Source organism: Chitinophaga rhizosphaerae, from assembly GCF_003958645.1.
GTDB lineage: Bacteria > Bacteroidota > Bacteroidia > Chitinophagales > Chitinophagaceae > Chitinophaga > Chitinophaga rhizosphaerae.
Genome location: NZ_RXLO01000003.1, coordinates 213,168 through 232,493 on the forward strand (window position 1 = coordinate 213,168; position 19,326 = coordinate 232,493).

General features: G+C 54.9%; 17 protein-coding genes. 13 read left to right on the forward strand and 4 right to left on the reverse strand.

Annotated features, from left to right (window positions below; translation table 11 throughout):
* Nucleotides 1–20 precede the first annotated feature (20 nt).
* From EJ361_RS08050 to EJ361_RS08060, 3 genes are read left to right on the forward strand one after another with little or no spacing between them, the layout of a single operon-like run.
* Nucleotides 21–827, forward strand: a complete 807-nt coding sequence (locus EJ361_RS08050; protein WP_126244978.1) for a HesA/MoeB/ThiF family protein — start codon at nucleotides 21–23, stop codon at nucleotides 825–827.
* Nucleotides 828–856: 29 nt separating this feature from the next.
* Nucleotides 857–1,636: an alpha/beta hydrolase gene (locus tag EJ361_RS08055; protein ID WP_126244979.1), complete on the forward strand. Its 780-nt coding sequence runs from the start codon at nucleotides 857–859 to the stop codon at nucleotides 1,634–1,636.
* A gap of 12 nt (nucleotides 1,637–1,648) precedes the next feature.
* Nucleotides 1,649–2,470 (forward strand): alpha/beta hydrolase, encoded by an 822-nt coding sequence (locus tag EJ361_RS08060; protein WP_126244980.1) that lies wholly within the window; start codon nucleotides 1,649–1,651, stop codon nucleotides 2,468–2,470.
* Nucleotides 2,471–2,486: 16 nt separating this feature from the next.
* Here the strand turns inward: EJ361_RS08060 and EJ361_RS08065 are convergent, their stop codons facing one another.
* The gene (locus EJ361_RS08065; RefSeq protein WP_126244981.1) at nucleotides 2,487–3,398 is read right to left on the reverse strand and encodes a S66 peptidase family protein; all 912 of its coding nucleotides are present in this window, start codon (nucleotides 3,396–3,398) and stop codon (nucleotides 2,487–2,489) included.
* A gap of 109 nt (nucleotides 3,399–3,507) precedes the next feature.
* Here EJ361_RS08065 and metG point away from each other — a divergent pair, with 109 nt between their 5' ends.
* The 7 genes from metG (at nucleotide 3,508) to lpxB (ending at nucleotide 12,085) form a co-directional block, all read left to right on the forward strand.
* On the forward strand, nucleotides 3,508–5,589 hold the full coding sequence (gene metG, locus EJ361_RS08070; RefSeq protein ID WP_126244982.1) for a methionine--tRNA ligase: 2,082 nt from the start codon (nucleotides 3,508–3,510) through the stop codon (nucleotides 5,587–5,589).
* Between the two features lie 108 nt (nucleotides 5,590–5,697).
* Nucleotides 5,698–8,097 (forward strand): 3-hydroxyacyl-CoA dehydrogenase/enoyl-CoA hydratase family protein, encoded by a 2,400-nt coding sequence (locus EJ361_RS08075; protein ID WP_126244983.1) that lies wholly within the window; start codon nucleotides 5,698–5,700, stop codon nucleotides 8,095–8,097.
* 32 nt (nucleotides 8,098–8,129) lie between these two features.
* Nucleotides 8,130–9,023 (forward strand): ABC transporter ATP-binding protein, encoded by an 894-nt coding sequence (locus tag EJ361_RS08080; protein WP_240646578.1) that lies wholly within the window; start codon nucleotides 8,130–8,132, stop codon nucleotides 9,021–9,023.
* Nucleotides 9,024–9,033: 10 nt separating this feature from the next.
* Nucleotides 9,034–9,813 (forward strand): ABC transporter permease, encoded by a 780-nt coding sequence (locus EJ361_RS08085; protein ID WP_126244984.1) that lies wholly within the window; start codon nucleotides 9,034–9,036, stop codon nucleotides 9,811–9,813.
* 75 nt (nucleotides 9,814–9,888) lie between these two features.
* On the forward strand, nucleotides 9,889–10,662 hold the full coding sequence (gene surE, locus EJ361_RS08090) for a 5'/3'-nucleotidase SurE (protein WP_126244985.1): 774 nt from the start codon (nucleotides 9,889–9,891) through the stop codon (nucleotides 10,660–10,662).
* Nucleotides 10,663–10,672: 10 nt separating this feature from the next.
* Complete coding sequence (locus EJ361_RS08095; protein ID WP_126244986.1) at nucleotides 10,673–10,969, forward strand: hypothetical protein; 297 nt, start codon at nucleotides 10,673–10,675, stop codon at nucleotides 10,967–10,969.
* A 9-nt stretch (nucleotides 10,970–10,978) separates the two neighbouring features.
* Nucleotides 10,979–12,085, forward strand: coding sequence for a lipid-A-disaccharide synthase (lpxB, locus tag EJ361_RS08100; RefSeq protein WP_126244987.1), 1,107 nt, complete (start codon nucleotides 10,979–10,981; stop codon nucleotides 12,083–12,085).
* Nucleotides 12,086–12,237: 152 nt separating this feature from the next.
* Here the strand turns inward: lpxB and EJ361_RS25575 are convergent, their stop codons facing one another.
* A complete protein-coding gene (locus tag EJ361_RS25575) occupies nucleotides 12,238–12,414 on the reverse strand; it encodes a DUF6728 family protein (protein ID WP_164714131.1) in 177 nt (58 codons plus the stop codon).
* A 79-nt stretch (nucleotides 12,415–12,493) separates the two neighbouring features.
* Here EJ361_RS25575 and EJ361_RS08105 point away from each other — a divergent pair, with 79 nt between their 5' ends.
* Together EJ361_RS08105 and EJ361_RS08110 are read left to right on the forward strand one after the other, a co-directional pair.
* Nucleotides 12,494–15,043: a beta-mannosidase gene (locus EJ361_RS08105; protein ID WP_240646579.1), complete on the forward strand. Its 2,550-nt coding sequence runs from the start codon at nucleotides 12,494–12,496 to the stop codon at nucleotides 15,041–15,043.
* A 37-nt stretch (nucleotides 15,044–15,080) separates the two neighbouring features.
* Nucleotides 15,081–16,493 (forward strand): alpha-L-fucosidase, encoded by a 1,413-nt coding sequence (locus EJ361_RS08110; protein ID WP_240646580.1) that lies wholly within the window; start codon nucleotides 15,081–15,083, stop codon nucleotides 16,491–16,493.
* Nucleotides 16,494–16,652: 159 nt separating this feature from the next.
* Here EJ361_RS08110 and EJ361_RS08115 read toward each other — a convergent pair whose 3' ends face one another.
* Nucleotides 16,653–17,456: a hypothetical protein gene (locus tag EJ361_RS08115; RefSeq protein ID WP_126244989.1), complete on the reverse strand. Its 804-nt coding sequence runs from the start codon at nucleotides 17,454–17,456 to the stop codon at nucleotides 16,653–16,655.
* A 53-nt stretch (nucleotides 17,457–17,509) separates the two neighbouring features.
* Nucleotides 17,510–18,541, reverse strand: a complete 1,032-nt coding sequence (locus EJ361_RS08120) for a LacI family DNA-binding transcriptional regulator (RefSeq protein WP_126244990.1) — start codon at nucleotides 18,539–18,541, stop codon at nucleotides 17,510–17,512.
* 63 nt (nucleotides 18,542–18,604) lie between these two features.
* Between EJ361_RS08120 and EJ361_RS08125 the strand changes: the two genes are divergently transcribed.
* Complete coding sequence (locus tag EJ361_RS08125; protein WP_126244991.1) at nucleotides 18,605–19,168, forward strand: HPP family protein; 564 nt, start codon at nucleotides 18,605–18,607, stop codon at nucleotides 19,166–19,168.
* Nucleotides 19,169–19,326 lie beyond the last annotated feature (158 nt).

A 19,326-nucleotide genomic window follows, 5' to 3' on the forward strand; every position in this document is an offset into this window, starting at 1 on the left:
AAATCAGACCTTAGCATAACATGTTGTCAGAAAAAGAACTGAACAGATATAAACATCCCATCGCGGTGCCCGGAATGGGCGTGCAGATGCAGGAGCAATTGAAGAAAGCGCGCATTCTCATCATCGGCGCGGGCGGATTGGGTAGCCCCGTTGCCCAATACCTCAGCGCAGCAGGCGTTGGCGTGATCGGCATCGCGGATTATGGGGTGATATGGGAGGAAGACCTCCATCGCCAGCCCCTGTTCAACATGCAGGACGTGCGCAAGCACAAGGCCAAAATGGCCGCCAGCCGCCTCTTTTCCCTCAACCCCTGGAACAAGCATTACCCCTTTCTCATCCAGGTAAAACCGGAAAATGCCCGGCAGGTTTTCCAGGGATTCGACCTCATCGTGGACTGCTCGCAACATCGCCCCACCCACCTCGTGACCAACGATGCCTGCATCCTCGATAATAAACCCTTCGTCATGGGCGAAGTCCATAACTGGACCGCCTGGTGGGGAGGGTTCAATATGCTGCCCGCCAGCGGAGCGCCCGCCGCTTCGTACCGCTGCAACGAATTCCTCCTCGACGATTTCCGCAATTTCGACGCCGGCGCCATGGGCGCCACGCATGGCGCCACCGCCCTGCTCATGGTGAACGAAATCATCAAATACCTCGCGGGCGTACCGGGACTTGCAGGAAAATTGCATACCTTCAATTACCTGCATCACCAGTTCGACGTGCGCGACCTCCATTCAGACGCGTCCAGAATTCAGGGCGTGAAAGACCAGGGGCTGCTGACTGCGGACGATTATGGCATGGAGATCGTGCCGGATGTGGAAGACTGACCCGTTTTCACCCAAAGTCCCGGTCCTGTATGGTTTACTACATCCTCGCCGGTTATATCGTGCTCATCGTACTGGCCTTCATCATCCAGGACCGCTTCATCTGGAAGCCGGAGAAACTGCATCCTGACTTCACTTTCCGGTACGATCAGCCTTTCGAGGAGCTGTTCTTCGACCCGGAACCGGGCGTAAGGCTGAACGGACTGCATTTCAAGGTGCCGGAGCCGAGGGGGCTTTTGCTGTATTTTCATGGAAACACCCGCAGTATCAAGGGTTGGGGCAAATACGCCCGCGACTATACCCGCCATGGCTACGACGTGCTCATGGTAGATTACCGCGGGTTCGGGAAAAGCACGGGGAAGCGTTCGGAAACGCAATTGCTGAAAGATGCGCAGTTCGTATACGACGTGCAGTTGGAGAAATACCCCGAAAGCCACATTCTGGTATACGGTAGGAGCATGGGGAGCGGGTTTGCGGTGAAGCTGGCCTGCGATAACCGGCCACGGTACTGCATCCTGCACGCGCCGTATTACAGTATTACCCGCGTCGTCAAGCGATTTTTACCTATTTTACCGGTAACCTGGGTGTTGCGATACCACCTTCGCGCCGATCGATGGATACGGAAAGTGAATTGCCACACCTATATCCTGCATGGAACGAAAGACAGGTTGATCCCTATCCGCCACAGCGAAGCCCTCCGCGCCCTCAATCCCGCGAAAGTGACGCTGATCCACATCCAGGGCGGGGGGCATAACAATCTGCCGTCTTTCCCGGAGTATCATACTTTCATCCGCGACATCCTGCAGGAATAAAGATTTCGAATCATGGAGCAGCAGCCGTCCACCATCCGCAAATATTTGAAGAAGATCGCCCTTTGGGCCATCGCCATCTACCTCCTGGCCGGGGTGATATTGTATTTTCTGCAGGATAAGCTGCTATTTCACCCGGAAGTTTTACCGGTCAATTACCAGTACAAATTCGACGTGCCTTTCCAGGAAATGCTGATCCCGGTCAATAAGAAAGTGAAACTGAGCGCAGTATTGTTCAAAGCGGAAAAACCGCGGGGGATGGTGCTTTATTTCCATGGGAATACGGCGAACATCAACCGGTACGCGAAGTATATGCCCGATTTTACCCGGAACGGGTACGACGTGCTGATCATGGATTACCGGGAATTCGGGAAAAGTACGGGCAGGTTGACGGAAGAAGCGTTGTACGAGGATGCGCTCCTCATGTACAAGGTGGCCCGCACCCGCTTTGCGCCCCACCAGATCGTGATTTACGGGAAATCCCTCGGCACGGGGATCGCTACGGAACTGGCGTCTGTGCGCGATTGCAGGCGCCTCATCCTCGAAACGCCCTATTACAGCATCCACGACGTGGCTGCCGAGGTGGCGCCCATCTATCCCTACAGCCTCATGCTCGATTTCAAGCTGCCCACTTACGAATATCTCCCCAAAGTGACCGCGCCCGTCGTGATCTTCCACGGAACGGACGACGATACGGTGCCTTACGCTTCCGGCGAGAAGCTGAAAACCTTCTTCAAGCCGGGCGATACGTTGTTTACCATCCAGGGCGGGGAGCATAACAACCTCGGGGATTATCCCTTCTACCACCAGAAACTCGATTCCATCCTGCAACGCTGACAGGTTACCTGCGGGATCAGCGCACCTCCGCCAGCGAAACGCCGCGGGGCGTCACTTTCAGCTCGTGCGCAACGCCCATTTTGAGCGCGAAGTTCTCGTCCTGATGCCCGACCGGGAAGTCGTAGCAAACGGGATAATCATATTCCGCCACCAGGTTGCGGATGATCTCGAACTCGGTTTGGCCGAAGGGGGTTTCCGTTTCCCGGGGATCGGCGAACGATCCCACCACGAGGCCGGCCAGGTTGTCGAGCCAGCCAGCCCGTTTGAGGTTGTACATCATGCGGTCTACGTTATAGCGGTATTCGCCGATGTCTTCCAGTACGAGGATTTTCCCTTTGGTGTTGGGCTGTGACGAGGTGCCGGAAACGTTGGAAAGGAGGGTCAGGTTGCCGCCCACCAGTTTGCCGGCAGCTTTACCGGAACGGTTCATGTGGTGGGGCTCGGCGGTATAACGGCTCCGTTTGCCGGAAAGGGCGTCGCGGAGACTGGCTACATAATTATTGTCTTTGGTGGACGGGGTGATGCCGCTGCACATGAGGGTGTGGAGGCTGGCGATCTTGAATTGCTCCTGGAGATGGGTATGCAGCACCGTGATGTCGCTATACCCGCAAAGCCATTTGGGATGGCGGCGGAATCTGGAGAAATTGATCCGGTCGAGGATGCACACGAGGCCGTAGCCACCGCGGCCGAAAAGGATCGCCTTGATCTCCGGATCGTCCATCATATCCTGCAATTCCTCCAACCGGAGCTCGTCGGGCGCGGAAAAGTTATGGAAACTCGTGCCTACCGTAATCCCGAGGTGCACACGGTACCCCCATGACCGCAGTATGCCTGCCGCAAACTCGGCCGCGTGGAGCTCCATTTTACTGCTGGGGCACATAATGCCTATAAGGTCGCCTTTTTTAAGATAGGGCGGAATTTTGCTCATTCGTCGTCGCTTTAGTTTACCTTTGCAGATTAGTAATAAATTCACAAATAACCTGCATTGGGTGACCAAAGTAAGTGTTATTTTCAATTTTTTAACGGAGAATACGCCAATGGAAAAATTTAACAGATACCTGGTGACGGCGGCTTTACCCTATGCCAACGGACCGGTGCACATCGGGCACCTGGCCGGCTGCTATCTGCCGTCCGATATTTACGTGCGGTATCTCAGGTCCAGGAAAATGGATGTAAAATTCGTCTGCGGGACAGACGAGCATGGAGTGCCCATCACTATCAAGGCCATGCAGGAAAACGTGAGCCCGCAAGACATCGTCGATAAATACTACGCCGTCATCCGCGACAGCTTCGCGGCGATGGGCATTTCTTTCGATATATTCTCCCGCACCTCCCGCCAGGTCCATCATGAAACGGCCGCGGCGTTCTTCAAGGAGATGTACGATAAAGGCCTGTTCGAAGAACGGGAATCGGAACAATATTTCGACGAGATCAAACAGGTGTTCCTCGCAGACCGGTACATCATCGGTACCTGCCCGAAATGCGGTAACGACCGCGCTTATGGCGACCAGTGCGAGCGCTGCGGCAGTTCCCTCAGCCCGGACGAGCTTATCAATCCCCGTTCCGCCCTCAGCGACGCGGTGCCGGTGAAGCGCAAGACCAAACACTGGTACATGCCCCTCCAGCAATACGAGCCCTGGTTGAAACAATGGATTCTCGAAGACCACAAGGAATGGAAAAATAACGTGTTCGGACAGTGTAAAAGCTGGCTGGACAACGGCCTGCAAAGCCGCGCCATGACGCGCGACAGCAGCTGGGGCATCAAGGTGCCGCTGCCGGACGCCGAAGGGAAAGTGCTGTACGTTTGGTTCGACGCGCCGATCGGATATATTTCCGCCACCAAGGAGCTCACCGAAAACTGGGCCGATTACTGGTGCAAGGAAGATACGCGCCTGGTGCATTTCATCGGGAAAGACAATATCGTGTTCCACTGTATCATCTTCCCCGCGATGCTCAAGGGTCACGGCGGCTTCATCGTCCCGGACAACGTTCCGGCCAACGAATTCCTCAACATCGAGGGCGAAAAAGTATCCACTTCCCGCAACTGGGCCGTATGGGTACACGATTATATCAAGGATTTCCCCGACCAGCAGGACGTGCTCCGGTACGTGCTCTGTTCTACGGCGCCCGAAACGAAAGACAACGATTTCACCTGGAAGGATTTCCAGGACCGGAATAACAACGAGCTGGTCGCTAACCTCGGCAACTTCGTGAACCGTACCATGGTATTGATGCACAAGCTGTGCGGCGGGAAAGTGCCTCAAATGCACGCATCCGTGAAAGATGCGGCAGACGATGCCATTTTTGCGATGCTGCAGGATGCGAAATTGAAGATCGCCGAAAACCTCGAGCACTTCCGTTTCCGCGACGCGCTCGCCGAAGTGATGAACGTGGCCCGCGAAGGCAACCGCTACCTCCAGGAAAAACAACCCTGGATACTGGCGAAAACGCCGGAACTGCAGGCCGCCAACCAGGAAAAGATCGACAACTGCATGCACGTCTGCCTGCAGCTCACGGCCAATCTCGCCATTTTCCTCAATCCCTTCCTGCCGTTTACCGCGCAGAAAATCTGCCATATGCTGAAAGTGGTGGACAGGATGCTGGATTGGGAAAACGCCGGGAGCATGAAGCTCGTAAGCGTAGGATACTCGCTGCGCGCGCCTGAACTGCTGTTCAGGAAGATCGAAGACGAACAGGTGACGGCACAGGTGGAAAAACTTCACGCCGGACTGAAAAAATCTGCCGCGGCGGCCGCCGCGGCTGCTGCACCTGCGCCGGAAGCGAAGCCTGCGAAGGCCGAGATCCAGTACGACGATTTCGCGAAGCTGGACCTGCGCGCCGGTACCATCACGCATGCCGAGAAGGTACCGAAGGCGGATAAACTGTTGAAACTCACCGTAGACCTCGGCAGCGAACAGCGGACCGTGGTGTCGGGGATCGCGGAGCACTACGCGCCCGAAGCCATCATCGGCAAACAGGTGACGCTGGTCGCCAACCTGGCCCCCCGCAAAATGCGCGGCATCGAAAGCCAGGGTATGATCCTCATGGCAGAAGATAATGGCAAGCTGGTATTCGTGAACCCGGACGCCACCGTGGCCCCGGGTAGCGGGATCAGCTGATCGTCAGAAAATAATGTTAAAAGGCCGGCGGATTCGCCGGCCTTTTTCTGTTTTCGCAAGTTTTCAACCGTAAAAAATGCTAAATTCATTGCTCTAAAGCTGGAAATTATGCAAAGAAGGATCAATAAAGTTGCTGTGCTGGGCTCTGGTGTAATGGGCTCGCGGATCGCTTGCCACTTCGCCGGTGTAGGCGTGAAGGTTTTACTGCTCGATATCGTGCCGAAAGAACCGAATGATAAGGAAAAAGCCAAAGGCCTCACCCTCGAAAGCAAGGCCGTTCGCAACCGTATCGTGAACGACGCGCTCCAGGCCGCCATCAAATCCAATCCTTCCCCGCTTTATACCAAAGAAGCCGCCAATCACATCTCCACCGGCAATTTCGACGACGATATGAAATCCATCGCCGGCTGCGACTGGATCATCGAAGTAGTAGTAGAAAATCTCGATATTAAAAAGAAGGTGTTCGAACAGGTGGAGCAATTCCGCACGCCGGGCACCCTCATCACTTCCAATACATCCGGCATTCCCATCCATCTCATGACGGAAGGGCGCAGCGAAGATTTTCGGAAACATTTCTGCGGCACGCACTTCTTCAACCCGCCCCGCTATCTCCGCCTGCTGGAAATCATCCCCACGCCGCATACAGACCCGGCCGTGACGGATTTTCTCATGCATTACGGCGACCTGTATCTCGGCAAAACTACCGTGCTGTGTAAGGACACGCCGGCATTCATCGCCAACCGCGTGGGCGTTTTCTCCATCATGGCCATTTTCCACATCATGCAGGATATGGGGTTGGGGATCGACGAGATCGATGCACTGACGGGCCCCATCATCGGCCGGCCCAAGTCCGCCACCTTCCGCACCGCTGATGTGGTGGGCATCGACACCCTCGTGAAAGTGGCCAAAGGCGTGGCAGAGAACGCACCGAACGACGAAGCGCGCGCCATCATGGAGATTCCGCCGTTCCTGCAGAAAGTGGTGGAAAATAACTGGCTCGGCGATAAAACCGGCCAGGGCTTTTACAAGAAAACGAAAGGCGAAGGCGGGAAGGAAATCCTTACCCTCAACCTTCAGACCATGGAATACGGTCCGAAACAACGCGCGAAATTCGCGTCTATCGACGCGGCGAAGCCCGTGGAAGACCTCAAGCAACGCATCAGGATGCTGGCCACCGCCGGCGATAAAGCGGGCGAGTTCTACAAAAACTTCCACGCATACCTGTTTTCCTACATTTCCCACCGCATTCCCGAGATCGCCGATGATCTCTATAAAGTGGACGACGCCATGAAAGCCGGCTTCGGATGGGAGATCGGGGCGTTCGAGACCTGGGACCTGCTCGGTGTGGAAAACGGCATTAAGACCATTAAGGACAAAGGCCGGACAGTGGCGCCCTGGGTGGAGGAAATGCTCGCTTCGGGCGCGAAAAGCTTTTACAAAATCGATGGCGGGAAGAAATGCTATTACGACCTGGCCTCGAAATCCTATCAACCGGTGCCCGGTGCGGATGCGTTCATCATCCTCGAAAATATTTCCAACAACATCGTCTGGAAAAACAGCGCCTGCAACCTGTACGATTTGGGGGACGGGATATTGTCGCTCGAATGGAAGACCAAGATGAATACCATCGGCGGCGAGGTGCTGGAAGGCGTGCATAAATCCATCGACCGCGCGGAGAAAGACTTCCGCGGCCTGGTGCTCGCCAACGACGCGGCCAATTTCTCGGCCGGCGCCAACGTGGGCATGATCTTCATGTTTGCGGCGGAGCAGGAGTACGACGAGCTGGACATGGCCATCCGCCTGTTCCAGCGGAGCACGATGCGGCTGCGGTATTCTTCCATCCCCGTGGTGGTGGCGCCGCACGGGCTGACGTTGGGCGGTGGGTGCGAGATGAGCCTCCATGCGGATGCGGTGCAGGCCGGTGCGGAAACGTACATCGGCCTGGTGGAGCTGGGCGTGGGATTGATCCCCGGCGGCGGCGGGACCAAAGAATTTGCGCTGCGCGCGTCCGACGAATATCGTGAAGGCCAGATCGAGAACCCGATTTTGCAGGACCGCTTCCTGACCATCGCGCAGGCGAAGGTGGCCACATCGGCCGCGGAGGCGTTCGGACTGGGGATCCTCCGGCATGGAACAGACGCGGTGAGCCTCAATCACAGCCGGATCATCGCTGATGCCAAGCAGAAAGCCCTGGAACTGGCCGATGCGGGATATGTTCGGCCTATCGAGCGGACAGACATCCGGGTGCTGGGGCGTGGCGCCCTGGGCGCGATGCTCACCGGCATCAATGCCATGAAATTTGCCAACTATATTTCGGAGCACGACGGCAAGATCGCCGGGAAGCTGGCGTACGTGATGTGCGGCGGCGACCTGTCCGAGCCTGCGCTTGTCAGCGAGCAGTACCTTCTCGACCTTGAAAGGGAAGCGTTCCTTAGCCTTTGCGGCGAGCGTAAAACCCTGGAAAGGTTGCAGAGCGTGCTGAAAACCGGCAAGCCGATCCGAAACTGATTTTTATATTTTCGCCATTCAAATCTGTCAACTTGGAAAACACACACATGCTATCCCTGCACCAGCTCTCCAAGCGCTATGGCCCTGTCCAGGCGTTGAAAGGAGTTTCCTTCGACGTGCCCGCGGGCAGCGTTTTCGGGGTACTGGGCCCTAACGGCAGCGGTAAAACGACGTTGTTGGGGATCGTGATGGACGTGCTGAAGGCCGATTCGGGCACTTATGCCTGGTTCGGCCAGCCGCCGCATCATTCTCTTCGCCGCCGCATCGGCGCCCTGCTGGAGACTCCCAATTTCTACCATTATTATTCCGCGGTCCGTAACCTGGAGATCGCCGCAGCCATCAAACAGCGCGGGCGCGACGATATCGAGCGCGTGCTGAAGATCTGTGGTCTCTGGGCCAGGAAAGATTCAAAGTTCAGTACCTATTCGCTGGGGATGAAACAACGCCTCGCCATTGCCAGCGCATTGCTGGGCAACCCGGAAGTGCTGCTGCTGGACGAGCCTACCAACGGTCTCGACCCTGCCGGTATCGCCGAGATCCGTGAGCTGATCCGGGAACTGGGGCGCCAGGGCACCACCGTCATCATGGCCAGTCACCTGCTCGATGAAGTGGAGAAAGTCTGCACGCACGTAGCGATCCTGAAAATGGGAACGCTCCTCACTTCCGGGCATGTAGACGAAGTGCTGGCGAGTGAAGACATGATCGAAATAAACTCGGCCGACGGCAACAAACTGGAACAGGTGCTGAACGCCATGCCCGGCCTGCGATCCCTGCGCCGGCATAACGGCGGTTTCCAGGCCGTTTTCGACAACGGGCAAACTGCGGAACAGGTGAATCGCTATTGCTTCGAGCAAGGCATCGCCCTCAACTATCTCGCCCTGCGCAAAAAGAGCCTGGAAGCGCGTTTCATTGAACTGACCAATTAATTCCCCTGCCATGACCGAACTTTTGAAAATAGAATGGCTGAAAGTTAAAGCCTATCGCACATTCTGGCTCTTATCCGGACTGTTCCTCGTAATCGTGCCATTGATTTTATGGTCGTACGAGCTGATCCTGAAAAATAACAGCCAGATGGCCACCTTCCTCGGCGCATTCAGCTTCCCGAAAGCCTGGGAAACCACCGCCTGGATCGGCAGTATGATGTATCCGATCATGGGCATCCTGCTCATCATCTTCCTGACCAACGAAAATAATTTCCGGACCAGCCGCCAGAATATCATCGACGGTTGGAGCAGAGACCAGTATATCCTGGCCAAATTCGGTGTGATGATCACCATGGCGTTGTTTATGACGCTCGTGATCTCTGCCTGCGCCGTGTTTTTTGGCTTGCGGTCAGGAAATGGAAGTCCGGGCGATGGGATAGGAATGATCTGGCTGATATTTGTACAGTCGATGGCTTATCTGGCGTTGGCGATGTTCCTCGGCGTGTTCATGCGGCGTGCCGGTGTGGCGATCGCGATTTATGTGATGTATGCATATGTATTCGAGTTTTTCATCAGCCGGCTGGTGGATTTTAAAGTGAGGGCCCATTTGGGCGCGCTGTTCCCGCTGGAATGTACCGACAGGATGATTCCCGGGGAAACGAAACTCGTGAACCAGCTGGCATCGCAGGGGATTCGGCCGTTTGAACAATCGACGCTGCAGCTGATCGCCTTCGGGTATATCCTGTTGTTCAGCTTCCTCGCTTACCGGAGAATCAAGCGATCCGATCTTTGATCTCATCGTTAATATTCCGAACAGCCGCAGGAATTATGGGCCGGTGCATGTACATTTGTTGATAAAAGTAAAAAGGTGAAGCAGGAAAAATTGATACTGGTGACGAACGACGATGGGATAACCGCCCCGGGCATCCGCAACCTGATCGAAGCCGTACGCCCCCTGGGGCAGGTGGTGGTGGTGGCACCCGACAGTCCGCAGTCCGGCAAAGGCCACGCCATTACACTGGGGTTTCCGCTCCGGCTGAATTCCGTGGATATCTTCGAAGGTATCGAGGCCTGGCAGTGTTCCGGTACGCCGGTTGATTGTGTAAAGCTCGCCCGCGACAAGATCCTGGACCGTGCGCCCGATGTTTGTGTGAGCGGTATCAATCATGGTGCGAACCATTCCATCAATATCATTTATTCCGGCACCATGTCTGCTGCCATGGAGGCGGCCATTGAAGGAATCCCGTCGGTAGGTTTTTCGTTCCTGGACTATGCATATGATGCCGATATGTCCGTCCCGCGGAAGGTTGCACATGAAGTGACGCGCAAAATGCTGGGAACCCCGCTGCCGGCGCATACCCTGTTCAATGTGAATATTCCCGCCGTTCCGGAGAAAGATTATCAAGGTATCCGTATCTGCCGGCAGGCTAACGCCAAATGGCAGGAGGAGTTCGACGAACGGAGAGACCCTCACGGCAAGAAATACTACTGGCTTACCGGCGCGTTCAAGAACCAGGACAGTGGCGACGAAACCGACGTTTGGGCGCTTGAGAACAACTACACTTCGCTCGTGCCGGTGCAGTTCGACCTTACCAACTACCGCCTGAAAAAACAACTGGAAGCCGAATGGCATTTCCGATAATCCTATGAACATGTTGAAACAAGACAAATTATCGCTGGGCATTCTGCTGGGGCTCCTGACCCCTATTATCGCCTTTCTGCTATATTATTTGGGTGTTTTTTACCCGAAAGGCCAGGGGCTGGGGGAATTCATCAAGATGTTAGGCAACAACCGGTTCCTCATCCCCAAAATCATCAGCATTTGCCTGCTGGCGAACGGTATCGTGTTTTACCTGTATACCCGCAAACACCGCGACCTCACGGCCCGCGGGATATTCCTGATCACATTGTTATACGCAATCGTTATCTTGCTGCTTAAAATCATCTAAGAACGGGGCATGAAGTATTACATCATTGCGGGAGAGGCCTCCGGAGACCTGCACGGAAGCAACCTGATCCTTCAACTCAAAAAACAGGACCCCTCGTCCGATATCCGCTGCTGGGGCGGCGACCTCATGCAGAAAGCCGGCGCCACCGTAGTGAAGCATTACCGCGACCTGGCGTTCATGGGTTTTGCCGAAGTGATCATGAACCTGCGCACCATTCTTAAAAACCTCGATTACTGTAAACAGGATATCGCAGCCTGGCAACCGGATGTGCTCATCCTGATCGATTATCCCGGGTTTAACCTGCGCATCGCCGAATGGGCGAAACAGCAGGGCATCCGGACGGTGTATTATATCAGTCCGCAGGTGTGGGCATGGAAGGAAGGGCGCGTAAAGAAGATTCGTGAGGTGGTCGACAAAATGCTGGTGATCCTGCCGTTTGAGCAGGATTTTTATAAAAAGTGGGATTTCGAGGTAACGTATGTGGGGCATCCGCTGATCGAAGCCGTGAAGGCTGCGCAGCAGGCACCGCCGTTACCGCCGTTTTCGGACAAGCCGATTATCGCGCTGCTGCCCGGCAGCCGTAAGCAGGAAGTGCTGAAGAAGTTGCCTGTGATGCTTTCCGTAGCGAAGTATTTTCCGGAATACCAGTTCATCGTAGCGCAGGCACCCAGCCTGGACGATTCGTTTCTCCGTCAGTTTACGGACGCTTATCCGAACGTTTCCACGGTGAAGAACCAGACCTATCCGTTGCTGTTGCAGGCTACGGCTGCGCTGGTGACCAGCGGAACGGCCACCCTCGAAACGGCGCTGTTTGGAGTGCCGGAGGTGGTTTGTTATAAGGGGAGCCCGGTCTCGTATTTCTTCGCCAGGCGATTGATTAAGGTGAAGTATATCTCGCTGGTGAACCTAATCATGGACAAGCTGGTGGTGAAGGAGCTGATCCAGCACGATCTGACGGAAGAGAATCTCCTGAAAGAATTGACGTTGATATTGAAAGATACGGCCCGTCATCAACAGATGAAAGCCGACTACGCAACCCTATGGACCCTTTTGGGCGACGGGACGGCGTCGGAGAAAGCGGCGGGGGAAATTGTGAAGATGGTTCACGGGAAGTGAAACTTTTAGTGGAAAAGATTGGATGTGCGGCCGGGAGCTCCTGGCCGCACATTTTTTTATCGGTAAGCGGAACAGGATCGCAGCCAACTGCTTGTGAAAATTCAGGACGGAGCAATCCTTAGTGCAACTTAACTCTGAACGCCCTATACACCCTAGTGCGACTTATGAAAGAACACCCTATACAATAGAATCAGTATCGCGATCAGGAACATCAGGATGGAAATCCGGTTCATGCCGTGCATCAATTTCGTATTGGTGTTGAGCGGCTCCGATTTGTCGCGTTTACGAATGTAGAGATACTGCAAAATCTGGTTCCAGATACTTTTCATGCCCCAAATATCCGAAATGCCCGCCGATTCTTCATAAACTGTTATTTTTACCCGGTAATTAACCATTTTTCAGACAGTTATGAGGAGAATTATCGGGATTTTGGGACTGGCGGTCTTGTCGATGCCGGCCATGGCACAGCAGCTACAGGAATTGGGCTCCGGCTGGGAATTCCGCCGGACGGACGAAAACATCTGGCGACGGGCCACCGTTCCGGGGACCGTCCACACCGACCTGCTCGCCCATCGGCTGATTCCCGATCCATTTGCCGGTGCCAACGAAAAAGGACTGCAATGGATCGACAAAAAGGACTGGGAATACCGCACCAGTTTCGACATTCCCGCTTCCATGTTCTCGCAGGAAGCCATCGCGCTGGATTTCACCGGCCTGGACACATATGCGGACGTCTACCTCAACGATTCCCTCATCCTGCAAGCCCGGAACATGTTCGTGGGCAAACAGGTGGCCGTTAAAGGCATCGCCCGGGAGCGGGGAAACGCTTTGCGCATCCTGTTCCACAGCCCGATCGCCTATGATATGCCGAAATTCCTCAACGATCGGCTCGTTTACCCCGCCGGCAACGACGCCAGCGATATCCCCCTTAGCATTCACGCCCGGAAAGCTCCCTACCATTACGGATGGGACTGGGGCCCGCGATACGTGACCAGCGGCATCTGGCGCCCGGTGTTCCTGCGCGCCTGGAACAAATTGCAGTTGAAAGACGCCTGGGTCCGCCAGCAAGACCTCAACGACGCCGTAGCCACCCTCGATGCCACGATTACGCTGGACGTTCAACAGGCCGGGAATTATACCGCCGTTGTGCACAGCGGCAACAAGGCTTTTTCAGCGCAAAAGCTGCAAACATCCCTGCAGGCCGGCACTCAGACGGTTACCGTTCCCTTTTCCATTCATCGGCCGAAACGCTGGTGGCCCAATGGATTGGGGGAAGCCTACCTGTACCCGGTAACCGTTTCGATCCTGCACGAAAAAGATACCATCCAGCAAACGACCCGCCGCATCGGACTGCGAACGGTGGAAGTGGTGAATGCGCCCGATAAGGACGGGACTTCCTTTTTCGTGAAGGTCAATGGTAAACCCGTGTTCATGAAAGGCGCGAACTACATCCCGTCCGACAACTTCCTGCCCCGCGTTACAGACGAACGTTATCGCAAGATGTTCCGGGACATGGAAATCAGCCATTTCAATATGGTACGGGTCTGGGGCGGTGGCATTTACGAAAACGATATTTTCTATGACCTGGCGGATGAAAACGGGATCCTGGTATGGCAGGATTTTATGTTCGCCTGCACGCTGTACCCGTCCGATCCCGCTTTCCTGTCGCAGGTGAAGGAGGAAACCGCTTACAATATCCGCCGGCTGCGGAACCACCCCTCCCTGGCGCTGTGGTGCGGCAACAACGAAATTGCCGTGGCAATCAGGAACTGGGGTTGGAAAGACGGTTACGCCTATTCCGAACAACAATGGGCCACCATGTTGAAAGGATACGAAACCCTTTTCCAGGAACTGCTGCGCAACGAAGTGAGGGCGCACGATCCCGGAAGATTCTACTTCCCCTCTTCGCCCATCAGCAACTGGGGGCGTGCGGAGGATTTCCGCCACGGAGATAACCACTACTGGGGCGTCTGGCATGGCATGGAGTGGTTCGAGGCCTTTACCTCGCACGTTCCACGTTTCATGAGCGAATTCGGTTTCCAGTCGTTCCCGGACCTGCACACTGTTCGCCGGTTCGCGGATTCCACGCAGTGGGACATCCATTCCTTCGTGATGCAATCGCACCAGAAATCCTTTACCCGTGGTAATGCCGCGATCCAGACTTATATGGACCATTATTACCATCGCCCGAAAGACTTCGCCGGATTCCTGTATATGAGCCAGGTGTTGCAGGCGGAAGGGATGAAGATCGGGCTGGAAGCGCACCGCCGCAATATGCCATTCTGTATGGGCACGCTTTACTGGCAGTTGAACGATACCTGGCCCGGAGCCTCGTGGAGCAGCATCGACTATTTCGGTCGCTGGAAGGCCTTGCAATACTTCGCGCAGAAAGCGTTTACGCCGCTGCTGGTAAGCCTGTCTGCCGAAGAGGGGCAAGTGAGGGCATATATCGTGAACGATCTCTGGAAGGATGAAAAAGCGAAACTGGAATTGACGCTGATGGATATGGAAGGGAAAGTGGTTCGTTCGTTCACCGAACCCGTCACGGCGAAAGCCAATACTTCGGAAATCGCCTGGCGGATGGACCGGGCCGCGCTGTTGCAAGGGGCCGGTCCGCGGAAGGTAATATTGTATGCCAAAGTGGTAAATCAAAACCAAACCCTCTCTGAGAATGTGTTTTATTTTGTTGCACCCCGGGAACTGGAGTTGCCGGAACCGGACATACGCCTGGAAGTGACGGAATCGGGTGGAAAAAAACGAGTGACCCTCAGCTCGCAAAAGCTGGCGAAAAACGTCTGGCTGCTACTGGATAAAGACGACCAATCGCATTTTTCGGATAACTATTTCGACCTGTTGCCGGGCATGAGCCGTACGGTGGAGGTGGAAACAAGCCTCGGGCTGGAAGCGGTGCGTTCGCAACTGCAGGCCTGGCATGTAAAAAGTGTTACCAAACCATAACAGTGAACAATTAAAAACAGTGAACAAAACCATGAAGATGAAGCATTTGATATTGGCCGGCTGCCTGCTGGCGGGTATTTCCGCCCAGGCGCAGCACGAGCCGTATGTGAAAGAAACGGACCCGCTGGTGCTCGAAAAACTCGAAGCATGGCAGGATTGGAAGTTTGGCCTGATGATGCACTGGGGAACGTATTCCCAATGGGGGATCGTGGAGTCCTGGAGCCTCTGCCCGGAAGACGAGGGCTGGACCCAACGGCAACCCGCCGGCATACCTTACTACGAATACGTGAAAAAGTACGAAGCGCTGCCCAATACCTTCAATCCCGTAAATTTCGACCCCGCAAAATGGGCCGCCGCGGCTAAAAAGGCCGGGATGAAATACATGGTTTTCACCACCAAGCATCACGACGGCTTCAACATGTTCGACACCAGGCAGTCGGATTATAAGATTACCGCGCCCAACGTGCCTTTCAGCAAAGATCCCCGTGCCGATGTTACCCGGGAAGTCTTCAACGCTTTCCGCAAAGAAGGCATCCATATCGGTGCTTATTTCTCCAAGCCTGACTGGCACGTAGATTCCTACTGGTGGAGCTATTTCCCGCCGAAAGACCGTAACCCCAGCTACGAACTGTCCAAATACCCCGAACGCTGGAATGCTTTCAAGAAATTCACGTTCAATCAGATCCAGGAACTGATGACGGGCTACGGCAAGGTCGATATCCTTTGGCTGGATGGTGGATGGGTCCGCCCGCTCAGCATGCACACCAAGGAATCCCTGTCGTGGAACAAAACACCGGCGCAGGACCAGGATATCGATATGCCCGGCATCACGGCAATGGCGCGGAAGAACCAGCCCGGCCTCATCGTGGTAGACCGGAGTGTTCACGGCCCGTACGAAAACTACCGTACGCCCGAACAAACCATTCCCGACAAGCCCCTCGATTATCCCTGGGAAACCTGCATGACCATGGGCGGCTCCTGGAGCTACGTGCCCAACGACCAATACAAATCCACCAACACGATCATCCATAACCTGGTAGATATCGTGGCCAAAGGCGGGAACTATCTGCTCAATATCGGCCCCGGCCCCGATGGCACCTGGCACGACGAAGCCTACCGCAAGCTCGACAGCATCGGTGCCTGGATGCAATTGAACGGCGACGCGATTTACGGCACCCGCTCCATTGCGCCATATAAAGACGGGAATGTCTGCTTCACCCAAAAGCGCGATGGCGGCATCTACGCGATCTATCTGCTGAAAGAAGGTGAACAGCTCCCCGCCGTCATCCGTTTCAATGGTATAAAACCTAAAAAAGGCACAAAAATGCAACTCCTTGGATACCACGGTAAGCTGAGCTGGAAGGAGCAGGATGGTGCCGTTGAGATCAAAATACCGGCTGCCGCGCAGCAAAAGGGTTTCCGACATGCCGCAGCCATCAAACTGCAATAAATCACCGAACGAATTCGAATACGCGGGAAAGCGGGCTTAACGGCCCGCTTTTTTACTGACCGCTTTCACAAAAAAAACGGTCTGCAACCGGCGGCATTGAATGCCTCACCAGATGCAGACCGTTTATTAAAAATGTAGCCGGGCTACCGTCAGTTCGTTTTAATCCTTCAGCCAGTTCCCGAAATTCAGGGAAATGCCGGTATTGAAGGAGAAAGGCTGGAAGTAATTGTTCAGGGTCGGGCCGGCTTCCACGCCGTCTGAACGCAGGGGAACGGAGGCGCGCAACTGCCAGAACCATTTGATATTTTTAAAACCCACGCGCACCGTAGCCGCCGGTTCCATGAAACCGATCAGCTTGCCGTCCAGCCGCTGGAAATCCATTCTCATATCGGGATCGCCGTCCCAGGTCAGCCGACCGCTGGAAACATCATTGAAATTCACCAGCGAAAACCGGGTCGAAACCGCGACTTCCACCACCTTGTGCGACAATCCGAACGAAGGCTGGATAAAAAACTTGTGAAACTTCGTGCGAAGCCGGTAATCGTCGTACCCGCGCACGGAATCGGGCTTGGACAGGTAGGATTCCTCCAACGTCCTGAACCCTCCATAACCATAACCGCCATATACTTCGAAAACCGCTTTCTTCGAAACGCCGAGCGCCTTGGTATAACCCGCGCCCAATTCGATCAGCCCGCCGCGGGTATTGGGGTCTATGATCGGATCGTCGTCGATCCCGTCGCCCTCCAGCGTAAGCAGGCGGGAAATATATTGGCCGTTGGCCATGATGGCGAAGTTATCGGTCACAGCATAGGCCGCCTGCCAGTCAGACAGTGAAACGGAGGCTTTCACCTCGCCCTTTTCCTTCAGCAGGGGGGCATTGATCTGATTGGGGACGTAAACGTTCCTGTTACAGGCGAATAATGCCAAGGCGGGAGCCAGCAGAAACAGGTAGGATTTCTTCATACTAAAGTTGTTGTAGGTTGATCGGCAATTAAACGGTTACGATACGGTTTAGGTTACATGGCAGAAGATTCGCGCTGGATCAGTTCCACTTCGAAGACGTAATTCTTCACGATCTTGATCTTTTCTTCCTTGTTGATGAGCTGAACGAGCGTTTCCACCGCCTTTTCACCCATTTTATAACCCGATTGTTCGATGGTGGTGAGGGAAGGACTGATGATCCGCGATGAAAGGTCGTTGGAATACCCTACTACCTTGATTTTCCCGGGGATTTCGATCCCCACTTTCCGCGCTTCCTGGATAAACGCGACGGCGGAGGCGTCGTTGGCCGCGAAAAGCCCGTCAGGCAACACTTTTCCCGCAAAAATCTGTCGCGCCGCTTCGGCGCCCGCGTCCAGCGTGAGGTTGTGGACATATAGCAGCGATTCGTCGTACGGGATCCTGTACTTGGCCAGCGCGGCTTTATATCCCGCCAGGCGCTGCTGGTAAAGGTTACAGGTCAGCTGGCCGGAAAAATGCGCGATCTTTTTGCATCCCTGCTTGATCAGATGCTCCGTAGCCAGGAACCCTCCCTTGAAATCGTCGCCCGTGATCGTGTAACCGGGAAAGTCCTGCGGCACCCGATCGTAAAACACAAGCGGGATATTATTCTTGATGAAAGGGGAGAAGTGGTCGATATTGGTCGTGAACATGGACGAAGCCGCCAGCAAGCCATCTACCCGCAGCGAAAAAAAGGTATGCGCCAGCTCTTTTTCCATGGCTACCGTTTCGTCAGACTGCCCGATCACGATGCTGAACCCGTACTTGTGGGCTTCGTGCTGGATGCCGCTGATGGCGGTGCTCTGGAAATACATGCTGGTGCGGGGCACGATGAGCCCCAGGATGTTGGACCTTTTCTTGCGCAGGCTCGACGCGATCCAGTTGGGCACATACCCCATATTGGTGGCCGCGTCCTGCACTTTGGTGCGGGTTTCTTCGTTGATCAGCGGGTTGTTCTGCAACGCGCGCGATACCGTGGAAGCGCTGAGCCCCAACGCCTGGGCGATGTCATAGATCGTGATCTTGTTGGTGTTAGGACGTTCTTTCACGGGGTGGCAGTCAATTTAGGGCGATATTAAGAAAATTTATTGATAGGTGTATTTTTGCACCCGATGAAGAGACATATGAAACGGACTTACCGTATAGCGAAGTACGTAATCTACCGGGAAACGCTGATCGACCGCAAAGATATGGCCTGGTCTTTCCTCGGGGCATTACTCGGGGTGGGGCTGATCGGGATGATCAATCACTTTTACCTGCCCGCGCGCGACAACCTCTTCGTGCTGGGCTCTTTCGGTGCATCCGCCGTCCTGATATACGGGCATACCCAAAGTCCGCTGGCTCAGCCGCGCAATGTGTTCGGCGGGCACGTGCTCAGCGCCGTCACAGGCGTTACGATGGGTTTGCTGATTGCTTCACCGGAATGGGAGTGGCTGGCCGGCGCGCTGGCCGTGGCCTGTTCCATCGTGGTGATGCAAATGACGAAAACGGTGCATCCGCCCGGCGGCGCTACGGCTTTGCTGGCCGTTGCCGGCAGCGCGAAGATCCGGGCGCTGGGGTATTTGTACGTATTGACGCCCGTGGCTTCCGGCGTGGCTTTGCTGCTGATCGTGGCGTATATCATAAATAACATCCCCGGCAACCGGAATTATCCCGCCAGGGGAAAATGGTGGTAAAAAATCACTGCGCAGATACAATGCATGCCGCATACCTAATTTTGACCCTGTACTTTTATTAGTATAGGGAAAATTACAGGACCGCCTACTCATGGGCGGTCCTTTTTTTATGCGAAAAGCCGCACCCGGTAAAGGATGCGGCTTCCGCGACTTATCAA

Excerpts from the sequence above, each read along its gene's own strand:
- EJ361_RS08105 (WP_240646579.1), top strand. The coding sequence starts at position 12,494 with ATGAGGAGAATTATCGGGATTTTGGGACTGGCGGTCTTGTCGATGCCG.
- EJ361_RS08110 (WP_240646580.1), top strand. The coding sequence starts at position 15,081 with ATGAAGCATTTGATATTGGCCGGCTGCCTGCTGGCGGGTATTTCCGCC.
- EJ361_RS08125 (WP_126244991.1), top strand. The coding sequence starts at position 18,605 with ATGAAGAGACATATGAAACGGACTTACCGTATAGCGAAGTACGTAATC.
- EJ361_RS08065 (WP_126244981.1), bottom strand. The coding sequence starts at position 3,398 with ATGAGCAAAATTCCGCCCTATCTTAAAAAAGGCGACCTTATAGGCATT.
- EJ361_RS08055 (WP_126244979.1), top strand. The coding sequence starts at position 857 with ATGGTTTACTACATCCTCGCCGGTTATATCGTGCTCATCGTACTGGCC.
- EJ361_RS08095 (WP_126244986.1), top strand. The coding sequence starts at position 10,673 with ATGTTGAAACAAGACAAATTATCGCTGGGCATTCTGCTGGGGCTCCTG.
- EJ361_RS25575 (WP_164714131.1), bottom strand. The coding sequence starts at position 12,414 with ATGAAAAGTATCTGGAACCAGATTTTGCAGTATCTCTACATTCGTAAA.
- lpxB (WP_126244987.1), top strand. The coding sequence starts at position 10,979 with ATGAAGTATTACATCATTGCGGGAGAGGCCTCCGGAGACCTGCACGGA.
- EJ361_RS08050 (WP_126244978.1), top strand. The coding sequence starts at position 21 with ATGTTGTCAGAAAAAGAACTGAACAGATATAAACATCCCATCGCGGTG.
- EJ361_RS08075 (WP_126244983.1), top strand. The coding sequence starts at position 5,698 with ATGCAAAGAAGGATCAATAAAGTTGCTGTGCTGGGCTCTGGTGTAATG.
- EJ361_RS08115 (WP_126244989.1), bottom strand. The coding sequence starts at position 17,456 with ATGAAGAAATCCTACCTGTTTCTGCTGGCTCCCGCCTTGGCATTATTC.
- EJ361_RS08085 (WP_126244984.1), top strand. The coding sequence starts at position 9,034 with ATGACCGAACTTTTGAAAATAGAATGGCTGAAAGTTAAAGCCTATCGC.
- metG (WP_126244982.1), top strand. The coding sequence starts at position 3,508 with ATGGAAAAATTTAACAGATACCTGGTGACGGCGGCTTTACCCTATGCC.
- EJ361_RS08060 (WP_126244980.1), top strand. The coding sequence starts at position 1,649 with ATGGAGCAGCAGCCGTCCACCATCCGCAAATATTTGAAGAAGATCGCC.